Origin of the sequence: Pseudomonas coleopterorum, from assembly GCF_900105555.1 — a bacterium.
GTDB lineage: Bacteria > Pseudomonadota > Gammaproteobacteria > Pseudomonadales > Pseudomonadaceae > Aquipseudomonas > Aquipseudomonas coleopterorum.
Map to the genome: position 1 here is coordinate 47,065 of NZ_FNTZ01000001.1, position 14,596 is coordinate 61,660.

Genomic DNA, 14,596 nt, shown 5'->3' on the forward strand with positions numbered 1-14,596 from the left:
GCTTACTGCCAGTTGCCGATGTCGGCCTTGTAGCCGTCACCGCCGGGCTGGCCGTCCTGGCCGAGGAAAATCAGGTCGAAGCTGCCATGCTCGCCGGGGTAGCGGTAGGCGAAGGGGTGGCCGAATGGATCCTTGAGGTCCGACGGCTTGGCATAGGGGCCGGCCCAGCCGACGGCGTTGGCCGGCTTGCTCACCAACTGCTGCAGATTCGCCGGCGGCGAGCCGACGTCCAGGCCGTAGCTCTCGATTTTCATTCCCAGGCTGGCGAGCTGGGCCTTGCCGGCACCGTACTTGCCCTTGTCGACATTGCCGCCGACCTGGCGCACCACGATGGTGGCGACGATGCCCAGCAGGACGATCACCGCGAGCATTTCCAACAGGGTGAAACCGCCCTGGCGGGTGCCGCGGGCAGAGTTGAATCGGGACATCGCAGTTTCCTCAAATGTTACTGGTAAGACTCATCAGCGGCAGCATGATGGCGAGCATGATCACCGCCACCATCACCGCCATCACCACGGTCAGGCTGGGCACCAGGGCGGCCAGCAAGCGGTCGATGCCACGCTTGGCCTCGACGTCGAACACGTCGGCCACCTTGAGCAGCATGGTGTCGAGGTTGCCGGACTGTTCGCCCACCTCGATCATCTGCAAGGCCAGCTCCGGCAGCAGCGGCTGCTCGCCGAAGGCCTGCGCCAAAGTGCCGCCGCCCTTGACCCATTGCGTGGCCTGTTCCACCTGTTCGCGCAAGGCATGGTTGCCGCACACCTGGCGCACGATGGTCATGGCCTGCAGCAAGGCCACGCCGTTGTTCAGCAAGGTGCCCAGGGTTCGCGCCAGCCGCGCGACTTCGATGCGTTGCAGCAACGGGCCCAGCACCTTGACCGACAGCACACGACGGTCGTGTCGCTGGCGCCGCTGGGGATTGCGTCGCGCCACGGCAACACCCCAGACCAGCGCCACCAGGGCGGCGAGCAGGAGCAGCCCATAGCCGCTCAGAAATTCACCCAGGCCAAGGATCGCCTGGGTGATCAGAGGAATGGGCACGCCCAGGTCGCGGAAGATGGGCACGAACTGCGGCACCACATAGGCCAGCAGCAAGGCCAGCGAGCCGAGCACGCCGACCACCAGGAAAATCGGATAGATCAGCGCGTTGATCACTTCGCCACGCACTTTCTGGCTGCGCTCCAGGTAGTCGGCCAACTGGTGCAGGGTGTGCTCCAGCGAGCCGCCTGCTTCCCCGGCGCGCACCATGCTCAGGTAAAGACTGGAGAACTGTCCGTGTTCCTCTTCCAGCGCCTGGCTCAACGGCTTGCCGGCCTTGACCTGCTCGCGCACACGCTCCAGCAGGGCCCGGCGCCGAGGTTCGCCAGCCTGTTTCAACAGGATGCCCAACGAACGCTCCAGCGGTTGCCCCGCCCCGAGCAGCGTTGCCAGTTGCTGGGTAAAGCCGACCAGCGCGGCGGCATTCATGACACCGCGCTGGCGCGTACCGCCAAGGCTGGCCTGAACATCGCTGTCCAGACTCAGCAGCAACAGCCCACGCTGTTGCAGTACCCGTGCGGCGGCATCGCGATCGCTGGCTTCCAGGCTGCCTTGACGGCTGGTGCCGTCGGCGTCCACTGCCCGGTACTTGAAATAGGCCATGATCAGTCGCCGCGCGTGACGCGCAGCACCTCTTCGAGCGAGGTGATACCGGCCACCGCCTGGCGCAAACCTTCTTCATACAAGGTACGCAGGCCACCGCGGCGCGCGGCCTGTTCGAGGGTGGCGGCATCGGCCTGGCGCATGAGCAACGAGCGCAGCTCTTCGTTCATGACCAGCAACTCGGTGAGGGCGCTGCGGCCGTGGTAACCGCCGCCGGGCAGCTCGCTGGCGGGTCGGTAGAGCATGATCGGGCGCTGCGTCGTGAAGCGCTCCAGCCCATGCTCGGCGATCAGTTCGAGCGGTGCCTCGAAGGGCACACGGGTCTGCGGGTCGAGCCGGCGCACCAGGCGCTGGGCCAGAATGCCCTTGACGGTGGACGCGATCAGGTAGCTTTCCACGCCCATGTCCAGCAGGCGGGTGATACTGGCCGCGGCGCTGTTGGTGTGCAGCGTCGACAGCACCAGGTGGCCGGTGAGCGAGGACTGGATGGCGATGCGGCAGGTTTCCAGGTCGCGCATCTCACCGATCATGATGACGTCCGGGTCCTGGCGCACGATGGAGCGCAGGGCCCCTGCGAAATCCAGACCGATGCTGGGTTTGACCTGAATCTGGTTGATGCCTTCGAGCTGGTACTCCACCGGGTCTTCGACGGTGATGATCTTGCGCTCGGCGGTGTTGAGCCGCGACAGCGCGGTGTACAAGGTGGTGGTCTTGCCCGAACCGGTGGGGCCGGTCACCAGCAGAATGCCGTGGGGATTCTCCAGCACGTCCAGGAACGTGCTCAGCCGCTCGCCATCCATGCCCAGGCTGGGAAAGTGGAAGCTCACGGTCTGGCGATCGAGCAGGCGCATCACCACCGATTCGCCGAAGCTGGTGGGCACGGTGCTGACCCTCAGGTCCAGCTCCTTGCCTTGGATGCGCAGCATGATGCGGCCGTCCTGAGGCAGGCGGCGTTCGGCGATATCCAGGCGCGCCATGATCTTGAGGCGCGAGATGATCGCCGCCGACGAGGTCGATGGCGGGGCCTCGGCCTCGTGCAGTACGCCGTCGATGCGATAGCGCACCTTGAGCTGGCTCTCGAAAGGTTCGATGTGAATGTCCGAAGCCCGCTGCTCCACTGCGCGTTGCAGGATCAGGTTGACCAGGCGGATCACCGGCGCTTCCGACGCCAGGTCGCGCAGGTGCTCGATATCGTCTTCGGCACCGCTGTGCTCGTCGAGGGTTTCTATCAACGAACCCATGGCCGACCGCCCCTGGCCATAGAGCTTCTCGATCAAGGCGTCGACCTCACTGGCGGCCCCCACCGACACATACACCGGTCTTTCACAGGCGTAGCGCAATGCCTGCAAGGCATAGTCGTCGCCCGGGTTGGCGGCCAGTACATGAATGCCGTCGCCATGGATGCCCAGCGGCACCAAGCGGTAATGACGCAGAAACCGCTCGTTGACGGTGGGCAAGGGCTCTTCGCAAAGCTGCACGGCGTCGGCCAGCAGCAAAGGCGCCTGCAAGGTCGCGGCCCACGCCTTGGCCAGGTCCAGTTCGGACACCAGCCCCAGGCGGGTCAGCAATTCCACCAGCGTGCTGCCTTCCGATTCCTGTGCCAACCACCGTGCCCGCTCCAGGTCGCTGGCCTTGAGGTGGCCATTGTCCAGCAGCCAGGCACACACCTGCTCGACACCCTGTGTCGGCAAGTAATGGCTATCGATGGGGGCGACGGATAAAGACACGGTGGTGTACTTCAAATGATCAGGGGCCACTTTCGAGGCCCCTGAGGTGTAATGACTACAGTAACTAGGCGCGCTGCGTTAGTTTGCCGCAGGCTTGCTCTGCTCTGTAGGGCGGCCACGCTGATTTTCATCGGACTGCTTTTGCTGCTTCTGTTGTTTCTGCTCCACTTTGACGTTCTTTTCCTGTGTCATGACCGTGGAGTCGCTGACGCCTTGAGCGTTTTGTTCAGTGCTGGATTCGGCTGCGAAAGTGGTGCCGGCAGCAACAAGAGTGAACGCGGCAATAGTGCCCAGTAGTGGCAATTTCATTTCAAGCATCTCCAAGGTTTGTATCGAGCCCGTCCGCCTCAGCGGATTGATGCTCGCGATCGTTTGCCGAGTTTCGCTCAAAATGGCCGCTGTACGAGCGTTTTTGAGGGTCGATCGACAAAAATGCTAAACCTACAGACCGGAAGGTTTAGCGATGGTTCCCCATGTGTAACAAAAAAATACCGAGAAAATACTAAAACCGCCGAAGTTCACCTTTTCGTTTGACTTCGTTTGTAAACAATTGTCTTAATTTAAAGGCGCGGGCACGTCTCGTGATAATTACTGGCAACTTGCCATTCACCTTAGTTATCCAGGGAAATATCGCCTCAGAACTATCGTAAGTCGAAGTGCCACTAGCGGTGATCTTCCGTGCTTCCTGCGAAGTTGCGGTATAGGCCCACTATTGCCTGAAATAAAGGCGTGCAGTACATCGACTGCGACAAATGAGCGCGGGGGTACCTGATACTTGGAGATCGTCTTCACATGCTAAATCGGAAAACCTTGGGTGCTCATTCGGCCCTGGCCCTGCTGAGCCTGGCCGTCGGCCATGCCAATGCATCGACGACCATCAGTCCGAAACAACTCGCCGCCAATGAGCTGCGCGCCGACAAGGCCGCCGAACGAACCCTGGCCAAGATGACCCAGGAAGAAAAACTGGCCTACATCGGCGGTATCGGCGGTTGGGACGTCAAGCCACTGACCCAGTACGGCGTGCCGCAGATCCACGGTGCCGACGGCGGTGCAGGCATTCGCTACACCAGCGAAGGCAACGATCCGGGCGTGGTCTACCCTTCGGGACCGAACCTGGCAGCGACCTTCAACCCGCAGCGCGCCATCGACTTCGGTCGCGCCCTGGGCTACGACACCGCCACCGGCGGCTACCAGTTCGTCACCGGCCCGGGCATGAACCTCTATCGCATGCCGTGGAGTGGTCGTGCCTTCGAATACCTCTCCGGTGAAGACCCGTTCCTGGGCGCGAGCCTGGCTCCGGCGGTGGTCAACGGTATCCAGCAACGTGGCGTGTGGGCCGAAGCCAAGCACTACGCAGGCAACGACCAGGAGACCAACCGTTTCATCCTCGACCAGACGATGCCCGAGCGCGTGCTGCGCGAGCTGACGCTGCCGGCGTTCGAGTCCTCGGTGAAGAACAGCACCGTGGCCATGATGATGTGCTCGTTCCAGAAGGTGAACGGCGAGTACGCCTGTGAAAGCAAGCACCTGATCGCCGATATCCTGAAGAAGGAATGGCGCTACAAGGGGCTGGTGCAGAGCGACTACAACGCCGTGGTGCACGGCCTGCCTGCGGCCCAGGCCGGTACCGACCTCGACATGATGGGCGGCCAGATGAACAGCACGGTGCTCAAGCCGTACCTGGACAGCGGCGAGCTGGACATGGCGACCATCGACGACAAGGTCCGCCGCATCCTCAAGAATATCTACCTGTACAAGTTCGACAAGATCGACCCGCAGACCACCCACGACATGAACAGCGCTGCCAGCAACAAGGTCGCACTGAACATCGCCCGCGAAGGCATCGTGCTGCTCAAGAACCAGAACGACGTATTGCCGCTGGACAAGGCGAAGGTCAAGCGCATCGCCGTGGTCGGCAACCTGGCCAAGTACGCGCCGCCTACCGGTTTCGGCAGCGCCCACGTCGACGCCACGCACTACATCAGCGAGCTCAGCGGCCTGCAGCAGATGGCGCCGAACGCCAAGGTCGAGTTCCTCGACAGCCTGTCCCTGGATCCGGCAGCGTCGCAATGGACCACCACCGACAGCAAGGGCAATACGGTCAAGGGCATGAAGACCGAGTTCTTCACCAACGCCAACTGGTCCGGCGACCCTTCGGCCACCCGTATCGACAGTCACGTCGACATGGACTGGTCCACCGACGATATTCCCAGCAACGGCGACACGGCCAACACCTCGATCCGCTGGACTGGCCAGGTCACCCCGACCATCAGCGGCGAGCAAGTGTTCAAGGTCCGCGCCGACGGTGCGGTGCGCGTGTGGGTCGACGGCAAGAAGATCATCGACAACGGCGACGGTGAAAACATCACCAACAAGAGCATTCCGCCGACCATTCCCGAGTCCGGCAAGATCACCCTGGAAGCCGGCAAGACCTACGACGTGAAGCTCGAGTATTCGCGCCGCGATGGCTACCTCTCGACCATGGGCGGCCTGGTGGGCGTGCAGATGGCCTGGGCCTCGCTGGCCGCGCCGCAAGACCTGTCCCAGTACGATGCCGTGGTGGTTGCCGTCGGCAACAGCAGCGAATACGAAGGCGAAGGGTTCGACCACAGCTTCGACCTGCCCGAGTATCAGAACGAGCTGATCCAGAACATCGCCAAGGTCAACCCGCGCACGCTGGTGGCGATGCACGGCGGTACCGCACTGAAGATGAGCGACTGGATCGACCAGGTCCCGGCCGCGCTGCATGCCTTCTACCCAGGCCAGAACGGCGGCCAGGCCCTGGCCGAGATTCTGTTCGGCAAGGTCAACCCATCGGGCAAACTGCCGATCAGCATCGAGCGCAACATCGAAGACAACCCGCTGTACGCGGATTTCCCGAACTTCGACAACACCCGCACGCTCAAGGACCTGAGCTACAAGAACGATCTGACCATGCTCGGTTACCGTGGTTACGACAAGACCGGGACCAAGCCGCTGTTCGCCTTCGGCCATGGCCTGTCGTACACCCAGTTCACCTACAACAACATCTCGGTGACCCCGGGTGTGGCGGTAGGCAACACGCCGATCAAGGTCTCCTTCGACCTGACCAACAGCGGCCAACGCGCCGGTGCCGAAGTGGCCGAGCTATACGTCGGTCAGCAGCATCCGAAGGTGGAGCGCGCCGTCAAGGAGCTCAAGGGCTACAAGAAGGTCTTCCTGCGGCCGGGTGAAACCCGTCGTGTCACCATCGAGCTCAACGATCGCTCGCTGGCGTACTTCGACGAGAAGAGCAAGCAGTGGGTCGTCGATGCCGACACCTTCGATATCAGCCTGGGTGCAGCGTCCGATGACATTCGTCTGAAGGGCCGCTTGGTCAATCCGTTCCGTCAGGAACTGTCGACCACCACCAGCAACCCACTGCCACGTTCGGCGTTGAAGTCGACCAAGGTATCCCAGTCGCACGACAACACCGGCGGTGTGTTCGAGCAAACCGAGAGCGAGAACGAATCGAGCGGAAACAGCGAGTACGAAAACGCCGCTTACTAAGTGAAACCGACGCGGCTTGCACCGCTGCCACAGAGGATCGCAACACCCCTGTAGCAGCGGCGCAAGCCGCGTCAGCGTTCCGTGCAGTATCCCTGACTCAACGCAACACATCTGGACGCGGCTCGCGCCGCTGCTACAGGGTCAGGCCGAGGGGGCTCGGATATCACGTTCTACCTGAGCTATATAACTGTCGAACCGCTCCACCAGATCGACAGTCTCCGGAAACCGCAGCCACTGCAACTGCAAGCCATCCATCATCGCCAGCAACTGGTGAATCAGCGCATCCAGGTCCACATCCCCACGCACTTCGCCAATGGCCACCAGATGATCGAGGCGCGTGCGCATACGCCCGTGGATAGCCGCATAGCGTGACTGGAACCACTCCCAGCCCGGATGACTGTCCACCAGGCTTTCGGCATTGAGCATGCTGAAGGCGCGGATCACACCCGGCGCGGTCGCGTTGGAACGGTTGATCTGCTGCAGACCTCCCAGAAAACTGCTCAGCGTCAGCTCGCTCTGCAAGGCGTCGCTGATCTTCTGATTGACCTCGTCCCGGCGCGCCAGCACACCCATCAGCAATGCAACCTTGTTGGGAAAGTGGTGCAGCACGCCGGCCACCGAGATCCCCACCCGGTCGGCGATCCGGGCGATCGACGCACCGCTGTAGCCTTCCAGGGAAAACAGCTGCAACGCCGCATCGAGCAATTCCTCGCGGCGCTTCTCGCCTTTGGGCGCGCGGCGAGTGCGGGGGGCGATGTCGGGGGTACTGTCGGTCATGTCTGTCATGGGCACATCCTGTGTGGGGTATTTCCTGCGTCAGGTGCTTCCTGACATGGAACATCCTGCGGGGGGCTGAGGGGTCGGTTCGAGCAAACCCGGTTTCGAGCAAACCTAATGCAGATGGCCTGCGCCCTGCAATGGTGCGCCAGGGCAAGCCACGTTCAGATGTGTCAGCGACGAGCGACATTAAGTTCAGAGAATCCCGCCGCCGCGCCGTCGAACCGGGTCGGCACTCTCTCGATTGGCACTTACTCAATTGGTACCTACTTGATTGGCACTCTGGTCGATGCGCAGGGTCACCTGCTTACCTCTTCAACAAAACAGGTTCGACCCATGATCACCGTTCACCACCTGAACAACTCCCGCTCGCAACGCATCATCTGGCTGCTGGAAGAGCTGGGCGTGCCCTACGAGATCAAGCGCTACGAGCGCGATGCGAAAACCAATCTCGCGCCCGCCGAGCTCAAGGCCGTTCATCCATTGGGCAAATCGCCGATGATCCAGGACGGTCCGCATACCATCATCGAGTCCGGCGCCATCGTCGATTACCTGATCCGTCGTCATGGCCATGGCGCGCTGCAACCTGATCCGGCCAGCGCCACCTACGACGAATACGTGCAGTGGCTGCACTTCGCCGAAGGCTCGGCGATGCTGCCGCTGATGCTCAATCTGTACGTGGGCCGTCTGGGCGACGCTGGCGCGCCGCTGCATCCACGTATCGAATCGGAGTTGGAGAACTACCTGGGCTATCTGAATACCGCCCTCAGCCTGACCCCTTACCTGGTGGGCGAAGAGCTGACCGGCGCCGACGTGCAGATGAGCTTCGTCGGCGAACTGGCCAAGGCCCAGGGCAAGCTGGATGCCTATCCGCACCTGTCGGCCTGGGTCGAACGCCTGCAGGCGCGTCCGGCTTACCAGAAAGCGATCGAGCAGGGCGGCGAGTACAAGTTCGCCAAGTGACCGCGGCATGCGTCAGGCCGGCAGCAGCTTCTTGCAGCCGTCCTTGCGCGTCGGGTACTGGGTGCACTTGCGCGCCAGTTCCTTGACCTGCGCATCGTCCTTGAGCTGTTGGTTCGCCGCCAGCTTCTCGGTGATGAACAGCTCCTCGGAACCCAGCGTGCGTTCGGCCTGAGCGATCATCGCCAGGGCCGCATGCGGATCCTTGTTGAGCAGATGATGGGCAATCATCAGGTCATACAATTCGGGGCTGGCCAATGACCAGTCCTTGATCGCCTGCAATGCCTGCAACGCCTCCCGGCGCTTGCCTTCGGCCATCTCCACACTGAACTGCGCACGACGAATACCCGGCTGGTCGCGCACCGGCGAGGCCAACGCACGTTCGCTGAACAGGCGAGCTTCCCGCACCTGTCGCTGTTCCAGGGCCACCGTGGCGGCGTAGGCATCCTTGTACGCCTGCAACGACGGCGCCACCGCAGTGGAGGCGCGCAGCTGCTGCCAGCCATCCGCATTCACCCGTGCGCGGCGCTGCCCGTCGTACTGCCGTTGCAGGTACTGACGCAGTTCGGTATCGCGATCCAGCGGCGACATGTGCGAGCGCTGAAAGTATTGACCTGCGGCGCTAATGCCGGTGGTCAGACCCTGATTGAGGGTGACCCCAACCTCCTTGACCAGACGATCGACCTGCAGATTTTTCACCGACTCCTGCAGGGCGTCCTTGCGCGCCGTGGCAAAGCTGCCGAGCAAGGATTGCTGCTTGCCTTGGAAATCGCTCAGGCGTTGCAGGCTGTGGCTGGCCGCCCGCGGCGCGTAGCCAGCCTTGATCATCAGGTCCGCGCCCAGCAGATCGGCCTGATCTTCCTGGGTGCGGCCCCAGGCGGTGCTCCAGATGTTCTCCGAAAAGCTGTTGATCAAGGCGGTGTACAGCACCGTATTGCTGACGGTCTTCTGGGTGCGCTGGGGGTCCTTGCTGACGAACTTCAACGTGTCCGAGCGATGATCGACCCGGGTATCGGCGACCTTGGCCGCGAGCACGATCGAGGTCGCCACGTTGGTCAGCATCGCGTTCTGTTGCTGGAAGGCCGCGCGTCGGTCGTGGTGGTGCAGCAGCACATGGCTCATTTCATGGCCCAGCATCGCGGCGATTTCGTCTTCGCTCTGGACGTTGTCGAGCATGCCCAGCGGCACGAACAGATTGCCGAACGGATCGGCCGAAGGACCGAAGCCGTAGCTGTCGATCACCTTGACCTGCAAGGCCGGCAGCTCGCCGGGCCAACCCTTGCCCAGGCGGGTGACGATGCCTTGCAGATACGCCTGCAAGGGCGGAATCAGCACCACGTTGTGCTGACGGATCTCGCCGGCCGGGATGGCCATACCGTCGTAGCTCAAGCGCTGCGCCGTGACCCGCTGCGGGTCGAGCTTGTAGTACTGGCGCACGTCGGCGGTATCCAGGTAGCGACCCTGGACCTGGGACTGGGTCGAAGGCCCTACCAGATTCATGAAGGCCGCATCGGCGCCCTTGAGCGTGCCGCAGCCGCCAAGCAGAAGGCAGCCGATAGCGCCGAATACCAGGCCGATGCCATGACCGCGCGGGTGTGTCATTGGCCGGATCATGGCTTGTTGCAGCCTGAACCGAAGCCGATGGTCGAGGCATTGCGGGTGTCGGCTTTCTGGCTGTTGGACAGGCGCTCGCACGGCGTGGTGACGATCTTGCCTTCATTCAAGCGCAGGTCCATGGTGTCCAGCCAGACCTTGCGTCCGCCGAGCTCGACCTGCACCAGCTCCAGGTTCGGATTGCTCTCCAGCACCGGTAGCGGCGGCTTGGGCGCGTCCTTGAGGGCCAGCGTACCCTGGGATTTGCCGTGCGCATCGAGCAGCGTCAGCGGATCCGCCTCGAAAGCCTCCACGGTGGCGGCAAACACGCCGGGGCTGCACAGCGCAGCCAATAGCAGAAAAGTGGTTCTGGTCATCCTTGAGTTCCTTTGAGAAGTGAAATACGGACGCGCCTGCGTCGAGCGAAGCCGCGCAGAAGCGACCGCCATTGCCGCCTGACAAACTGGCTGATCGGCTCTGCAATGATGGAAAGGGACAGCACGGCGATGGCCAGCACATTGGCCGGACTGATGTTGTTCCTCCACAGCCCCCAGCACATCGCGGCCAGCGCCACCTGGACGACGGCCCACCAGAACAGCGGTGCGCGCCAGCTTCGGGCGCGGCGATGACGGCGCCGCCGGTACCAGGCGCGCAAGCCGACGATGACGATGACAAAACCCAGTTGCACCAGGTCCAGCCAACTGATCGACAGCCAGGCATAAGGCTGCGGATCGCGTTGATACGTGTCGTGGTAGGTCACCAGGTTGTCCAGCGCCATGGCGTGCAGGTACACCCCCGGCAGCAGGCCGTGCACCGGCGTTTGGGCCAGGTCACCGGCCGACGTGATCTCGGCACCCACCAGCACCAGCTTGTCGCCGAGCATCTGCCGCAACAGCGCACGATCCTCCGGCGAATTGGCTTCCAGGGCACTGGCCTTGAGCGTGAGGGTGTAGGCGCAGCTGGCTGGGGCGCTGTCGCCGAACTTCCAGAAGATCGCCTGCCACAGCTGGATGTACCAGGCGGTGTCGTCAATCGAACACTCCGCCACCGAGGTAGACCGCGCTTGCAGGGGCGACAGCGTCGTTCCCCAGCGCAGCGCCATCGGTGGGCGTTGCGCGGCCTCGGCGGCATCCACCGGCAGCCCGGCACAGTCGCGGTCGCGGCAGAACTCGCGGTACAGGCCCAGTGCTGGGGTTTCGAGCAGTCCTTGCGAAGTCTCGACGGCCAGCGGGTACCTGTCGCCAACATCGCTCCACTTGACCAGGGCGCGACGGGTCATCCGATCCAGCGAGTCCAGGGCATTGGCCTGGCCGTCGACGCCGCGCCGGTCGCCGGTATTGGCCAGCAGCAGCGCGATGCCTTGTTCCCGATAGCGCTCGAAGACATTCACCAGCAGCTGGCTGCCGTTGTCGGCGTCATTGGGTGCATGGTCGTGGCTGTACATCAAGTCCACGAACACAGCCCGTGGCTTGTAGGCGAGCAGGCGTTTGAACAACTGGCTTTGCTGCGCGTAGGGCAGGGGCCAGAAGGTGGCGTTGTGCATGAGGTAGGCGTCGTCGATCAGCACCACGACCACCTGCTGTTGACCGGTGTCCGGGTAGCTGCTGGCGGTGATGCGATTGATCCACTGCGAAGACGCAGCATCGCTGGCACTGGACAGCCCGAAAGGATCGAGCAGTGCAATGCAGCCTATGACCAGGCCGAGCAGCACTTGCCCCAGCCAGAAGCGAAAATAATTAGCCTTCATCCGTGGCCTGATCAGCGATTCCTTGTGTGTCGGCTTTGTAAAGGAAGTGGACAGATGATGTCAAGGCGATGGCAGGCGGCGTTGCGCGCGGCTGAATAGGGTTATTCTTTAATTCCCTTGCCAAACTCATGCACCGCGTCGGCGCGATCAAGAACAAACCGGCCTCCAGGCAGATTTACTTTTTCAAGGACGCCAAGCCGTTGCAGGGGAGTTGAGAGCAGCGCAGTCAGGAACCCCGCACTGCAAATGGCTCGATCGGCGGCTGCTCGCGGTGCTCCGCCTGCCATAGATCCCAATCGGCCTGAATGGCCAGCCACGTCCGCGCCTTGCCGATGCCGGCACGTTCCAGGCGTACGGCGAGGTCCGGACTGATAGGTGCATGGCCGTGCAGGATTCGCGACAGGGTTTCCCGGGCATAACCCAGACGACGGGCGAATTCGGCGATCTTGATGTTCAAGGCCGGAAGTACATCTTCCAGCAACGCTTCGCCGGGATGAGGAGGGTTGTGCATAGGCATGGCGCATTAATCCTTAGTGATAGTCGAGGTAATCAAGCAGTTCGACGTCGCCGTCATCGAAGCGAAAGATCAGCCGCCAATTACCGCTGACTGTCACCGACCAAAATGTCACGAGATCGCCCTTGAGCGGGTGGAGTCTCCACCCAGGTATATCGACGTCGCCAGCATCGATGGCGCGATCGAGAATCGGTAGGATGCGGGCCAGACGTTTGGCATGATCGGCGCGGATACCTTTGGTTGATCCGGTCTCGAAATAGACCTTGATGCCTTTGTGTCGAAAGCTTTTTATCATGCTCACTCCGTGATGTAAATGATCACGCTTCCGGTGCGTGCCTGGCACAGCCTACCGCCATTTCGGAAAGTCTCTGAACATCTGGCTGTTTCCAGATATGGTTCGAAGCCGGATGCCCAGGCATAAAAAAGCCCCGTCCATCACTGGCGGGGCCTGGGTCGATCGCGCTGCGAATTACTTTTTCTCGGGCGCCTTGATCTCGTCCGGTACGTCCGAGGACAGCGCCTGATGGCGGTCTTCGGTCACGCGCTTTTCGCGGGCCTTGTCGTGTTCTTCGGCGGCTTCGGCTTTTTCCTCGGCGGCTTGCTCAGGCTTGCCCTCGGCTTGCTTCTGGGCGGCGGCTTCGGTGTGCTCGTTGGCTTTCTGCACGTGGTCTTCGGACGTCTTGTCACAGGCCGCCAGGCCCAAGGCAGAAATCATCAGCAGAGCGAGGGAAAGTTTCTTGGGCATGGGACGCAACCATTGTTCTGAATGAACCCCTTTGAAACCGGCGCACGGCGATTGGTTCACCGCCAACGCCAGGCGCGACGCTCTGCCGCAGGCCATCAGCTCACGTTCAGGCGATCCAGCAGGCTATACCAAGCCACGCCGGCGCCGATGTAGAAACGTTGCAGTCCGTGCATCGGCAGCTTTTGCAGAGGGCTCACCGGGTAGGCGAAGTCGGCCTGGCTGTCGCACAGGCTGGTCGCCAGTTGCTGCCCCAGGCTGGTACACAGGGCAATGCCGCGACCGTTGCAGCCCAGCGCCAACGTCAGGCCCGGCGCGGGTTGATGCACATGCGGCATGAAGTCCCGGGTGATGGCGATGCGTCCGGCCCAGCGGTACTCGAAATCCAGCCTGCCCAACTGCGGAAACAGCAACGCCAGCGAGCGTTCCAGATGAGCGAAATCCTGGGGTGCACCGGGGTCGGCGAAGGTGCCGCGGCCGCCCATGAGCAGGCGCCCATGGCTGTCCTTGCGAAAGTACAGCAACAGCCGCTGCGCCGTGGACACCGTTTCCTGTCCGGGCAGAATGCTCTGAGCCGCAGCGCCCTGCAGCGGGCGGGTGGCGACGATGAAGCTGTTCGCCGCCAGGACGCTTTGCGCCATGCCCGGCCACAAGCCATCGCTGTAACCATTGGTGGCGAGCACCACCTGGGCTGCGTTGATTGTGTGGCCGCTGGCGGTCTGCACCTGCCAGCCCGACGCGACCGGCTGCAGCCCGATCACCGGGCTCTGCCCGTGAATGCTGGCACCGGCCGCCTGGGCTGCCCTTACCAACCCACGGGCATAGGCCAACGGCTGAATGGCCCCGGCACGGCCATCCAGCCAGCCCCCGGCAAATGCCTGGCTGCCCATGCGCGTCGCCACGTCGGCGGCATCCAGGCACTGCACCGGCACACCGCGACGTTCCCACTGCGCGGCCCGCGCGTGCAGGCCGGCAACGCCCTTGTGCGAATAAGAGACCTGCATCCAGCCCTTGCGCACCGCAGCGCACTCAATGCCATGGCGATCGATCAGGTCGAACACCAGGTCGGCCGAGCGCGACACGGTATCGATCAACGGTTCCGCCACGGCCGCGCCATACAGCCGCACCAGTTCGTCCGGGTCATGCTTCAAGGTCGGATTGACCTGCCCGCCGTTACGTCCCGATGCCCCCCAGCCCGGCTCCCGTGCTTCCAGCACGCACACGCTGACACCTCGCTCGGCCAGGTGCAGGGCAGTGGACAAGCCGGTGTACCCGGCACCGACGATCACCACATCGTACGTGCCCGATTCGCGCAGTGGCGGTGTCACCCGCGCGGGGGGCGCGGTCGCGGCCCACAGTGAAGGCAC

Annotated in this window: 14 protein-coding genes and 1 pseudogene; 3 read left to right on the forward strand and 12 right to left on the reverse strand. The window is 62.7% G+C overall.

Annotated features, from left to right (window positions below):
- Nucleotides 1–2: 2 nt before the first annotated feature.
- The 4 genes from gspG to BLV18_RS00225 form a co-directional block, all read right to left on the reverse strand.
- Entirely contained in the window at nucleotides 3–428 is a 426-nt protein-coding gene (gspG, locus tag BLV18_RS00210; protein WP_090355230.1) for a type II secretion system major pseudopilin GspG, read from the reverse strand.
- Nucleotides 429–438: 10 nt separating this feature from the next.
- Entirely contained in the window at nucleotides 439–1,641 is a 1,203-nt protein-coding gene (gene gspF / locus BLV18_RS00215; RefSeq protein ID WP_090355232.1) for a type II secretion system inner membrane protein GspF, read from the reverse strand.
- A 2-nt stretch (nucleotides 1,642–1,643) separates the two neighbouring features.
- Nucleotides 1,644–3,368, reverse strand: coding sequence for a type II secretion system ATPase GspE (gene gspE / locus BLV18_RS00220; protein WP_244156791.1), 1,725 nt, complete (start codon nucleotides 3,366–3,368; stop codon nucleotides 1,644–1,646).
- A 78-nt stretch (nucleotides 3,369–3,446) separates the two neighbouring features.
- Nucleotides 3,447–3,677 (reverse strand): hypothetical protein, encoded by a 231-nt coding sequence (locus tag BLV18_RS00225; protein ID WP_049861605.1) that lies wholly within the window; start codon nucleotides 3,675–3,677, stop codon nucleotides 3,447–3,449.
- A 483-nt stretch (nucleotides 3,678–4,160) separates the two neighbouring features.
- Between BLV18_RS00225 and BLV18_RS00230 the strand changes: the two genes are divergently transcribed.
- The gene (locus BLV18_RS00230) at nucleotides 4,161–6,896 is read left to right on the forward strand and encodes a beta-glucosidase (protein WP_090355239.1); all 2,736 of its coding nucleotides are present in this window, start codon (nucleotides 4,161–4,163) and stop codon (nucleotides 6,894–6,896) included.
- Between the two features lie 141 nt (nucleotides 6,897–7,037).
- Here BLV18_RS00230 and BLV18_RS00235 read toward each other — a convergent pair whose 3' ends face one another.
- Entirely contained in the window at nucleotides 7,038–7,673 is a 636-nt protein-coding gene (locus BLV18_RS00235) for a TetR/AcrR family transcriptional regulator (RefSeq protein ID WP_375143239.1), read from the reverse strand.
- Between the two features lie 336 nt (nucleotides 7,674–8,009).
- On the opposite strand from BLV18_RS00235, the gene BLV18_RS00240 reads away from it, so the two are divergent.
- A complete protein-coding gene (locus BLV18_RS00240) occupies nucleotides 8,010–8,636 on the forward strand; it encodes a glutathione S-transferase family protein (protein WP_090355244.1) in 627 nt (208 codons plus the stop codon).
- A 12-nt stretch (nucleotides 8,637–8,648) separates the two neighbouring features.
- On the opposite strand, the gene BLV18_RS00245 is transcribed toward BLV18_RS00240, so the two are convergent.
- The 3 genes from BLV18_RS00245 to BLV18_RS00255 are packed head-to-tail and all read right to left on the reverse strand — an operon-like array spanning nucleotide 8,649 to nucleotide 11,973.
- Nucleotides 8,649–10,235: a M48 family metallopeptidase gene (locus BLV18_RS00245; protein ID WP_090355248.1), complete on the reverse strand. Its 1,587-nt coding sequence runs from the start codon at nucleotides 10,233–10,235 to the stop codon at nucleotides 8,649–8,651.
- Between the two features lie 8 nt (nucleotides 10,236–10,243).
- Nucleotides 10,244–10,603, reverse strand: a complete 360-nt coding sequence (locus tag BLV18_RS00250; protein ID WP_090355252.1) for a hypothetical protein — start codon at nucleotides 10,601–10,603, stop codon at nucleotides 10,244–10,246.
- Nucleotides 10,600–11,973 carry a CHASE2 domain-containing protein gene (locus BLV18_RS00255; protein ID WP_090355255.1) on the reverse strand — a complete coding sequence of 458 codons (1,374 nt, stop codon included), beginning with the start codon at nucleotides 11,971–11,973 and terminating at the stop codon, nucleotides 10,600–10,602. Before BLV18_RS00255 ends, BLV18_RS00250 begins: the two co-directional genes overlap by 4 nt.
- 116 nt (nucleotides 11,974–12,089) lie before the next feature.
- On the opposite strand from BLV18_RS00255, the pseudogene BLV18_RS22630 reads away from it, so the two are divergent.
- Nucleotides 12,090–12,188, forward strand: a pseudogene (locus tag BLV18_RS22630) (hypothetical protein); the annotation flags it as partial.
- 11 nt (nucleotides 12,189–12,199) lie between these two features.
- On the opposite strand, the gene BLV18_RS00260 reads toward BLV18_RS22630, so the two are convergent.
- The 4 genes from BLV18_RS00260 to BLV18_RS00275 form a co-directional block, all read right to left on the reverse strand.
- Nucleotides 12,200–12,490: a HigA family addiction module antitoxin gene (locus BLV18_RS00260; protein WP_090355258.1), complete on the reverse strand. Its 291-nt coding sequence runs from the start codon at nucleotides 12,488–12,490 to the stop codon at nucleotides 12,200–12,202.
- A gap of 13 nt (nucleotides 12,491–12,503) precedes the next feature.
- Complete coding sequence (locus BLV18_RS00265; RefSeq protein ID WP_090355261.1) at nucleotides 12,504–12,782, reverse strand: type II toxin-antitoxin system RelE/ParE family toxin; 279 nt, start codon at nucleotides 12,780–12,782, stop codon at nucleotides 12,504–12,506.
- 174 nt (nucleotides 12,783–12,956) lie between these two features.
- Complete coding sequence (locus BLV18_RS00270) at nucleotides 12,957–13,232, reverse strand: hypothetical protein (RefSeq protein ID WP_134722775.1); 276 nt, start codon at nucleotides 13,230–13,232, stop codon at nucleotides 12,957–12,959.
- Between the two features lie 95 nt (nucleotides 13,233–13,327).
- Nucleotides 13,328–14,596 carry an NAD(P)/FAD-dependent oxidoreductase gene (locus BLV18_RS00275; RefSeq protein ID WP_208598874.1) on the reverse strand — a complete coding sequence of 423 codons (1,269 nt, stop codon included), beginning with the start codon at nucleotides 14,594–14,596 and terminating at the stop codon, nucleotides 13,328–13,330.

Bases quoted from the DNA above. Each gene is read 5' to 3' on its own strand.
- gspG (WP_090355230.1), bottom strand. From the start codon at position 428: ATGTCCCGATTCAACTCTGCCCGCGGCACCCGCCAGGGCGGTTTCACC.
- gspF (WP_090355232.1), bottom strand. From the start codon at position 1,641: ATGGCCTATTTCAAGTACCGGGCAGTGGACGCCGACGGCACCAGCCGT.
- BLV18_RS00225 (WP_049861605.1), bottom strand. From the start codon at position 3,677: ATGAAATTGCCACTACTGGGCACTATTGCCGCGTTCACTCTTGTTGCT.
- BLV18_RS00230 (WP_090355239.1), top strand. From the start codon at position 4,161: ATGCTAAATCGGAAAACCTTGGGTGCTCATTCGGCCCTGGCCCTGCTG.
- BLV18_RS00235 (WP_375143239.1), bottom strand. From the start codon at position 7,673: ATGACCGACAGTACCCCCGACATCGCCCCCCGCACTCGCCGCGCGCCC.
- BLV18_RS00240 (WP_090355244.1), top strand. From the start codon at position 8,010: ATGATCACCGTTCACCACCTGAACAACTCCCGCTCGCAACGCATCATC.
- BLV18_RS00245 (WP_090355248.1), bottom strand. From the start codon at position 10,235: ATGACACACCCGCGCGGTCATGGCATCGGCCTGGTATTCGGCGCTATC.
- BLV18_RS00250 (WP_090355252.1), bottom strand. From the start codon at position 10,603: ATGACCAGAACCACTTTTCTGCTATTGGCTGCGCTGTGCAGCCCCGGC.
- BLV18_RS00255 (WP_090355255.1), bottom strand. From the start codon at position 11,973: ATGAAGGCTAATTATTTTCGCTTCTGGCTGGGGCAAGTGCTGCTCGGC.
- BLV18_RS00260 (WP_090355258.1), bottom strand. From the start codon at position 12,490: ATGCCTATGCACAACCCTCCTCATCCCGGCGAAGCGTTGCTGGAAGAT.
- BLV18_RS00265 (WP_090355261.1), bottom strand. From the start codon at position 12,782: ATGATAAAAAGCTTTCGACACAAAGGCATCAAGGTCTATTTCGAGACC.
- BLV18_RS00270 (WP_134722775.1), bottom strand. From the start codon at position 13,232: ATGCCCAAGAAACTTTCCCTCGCTCTGCTGATGATTTCTGCCTTGGGC.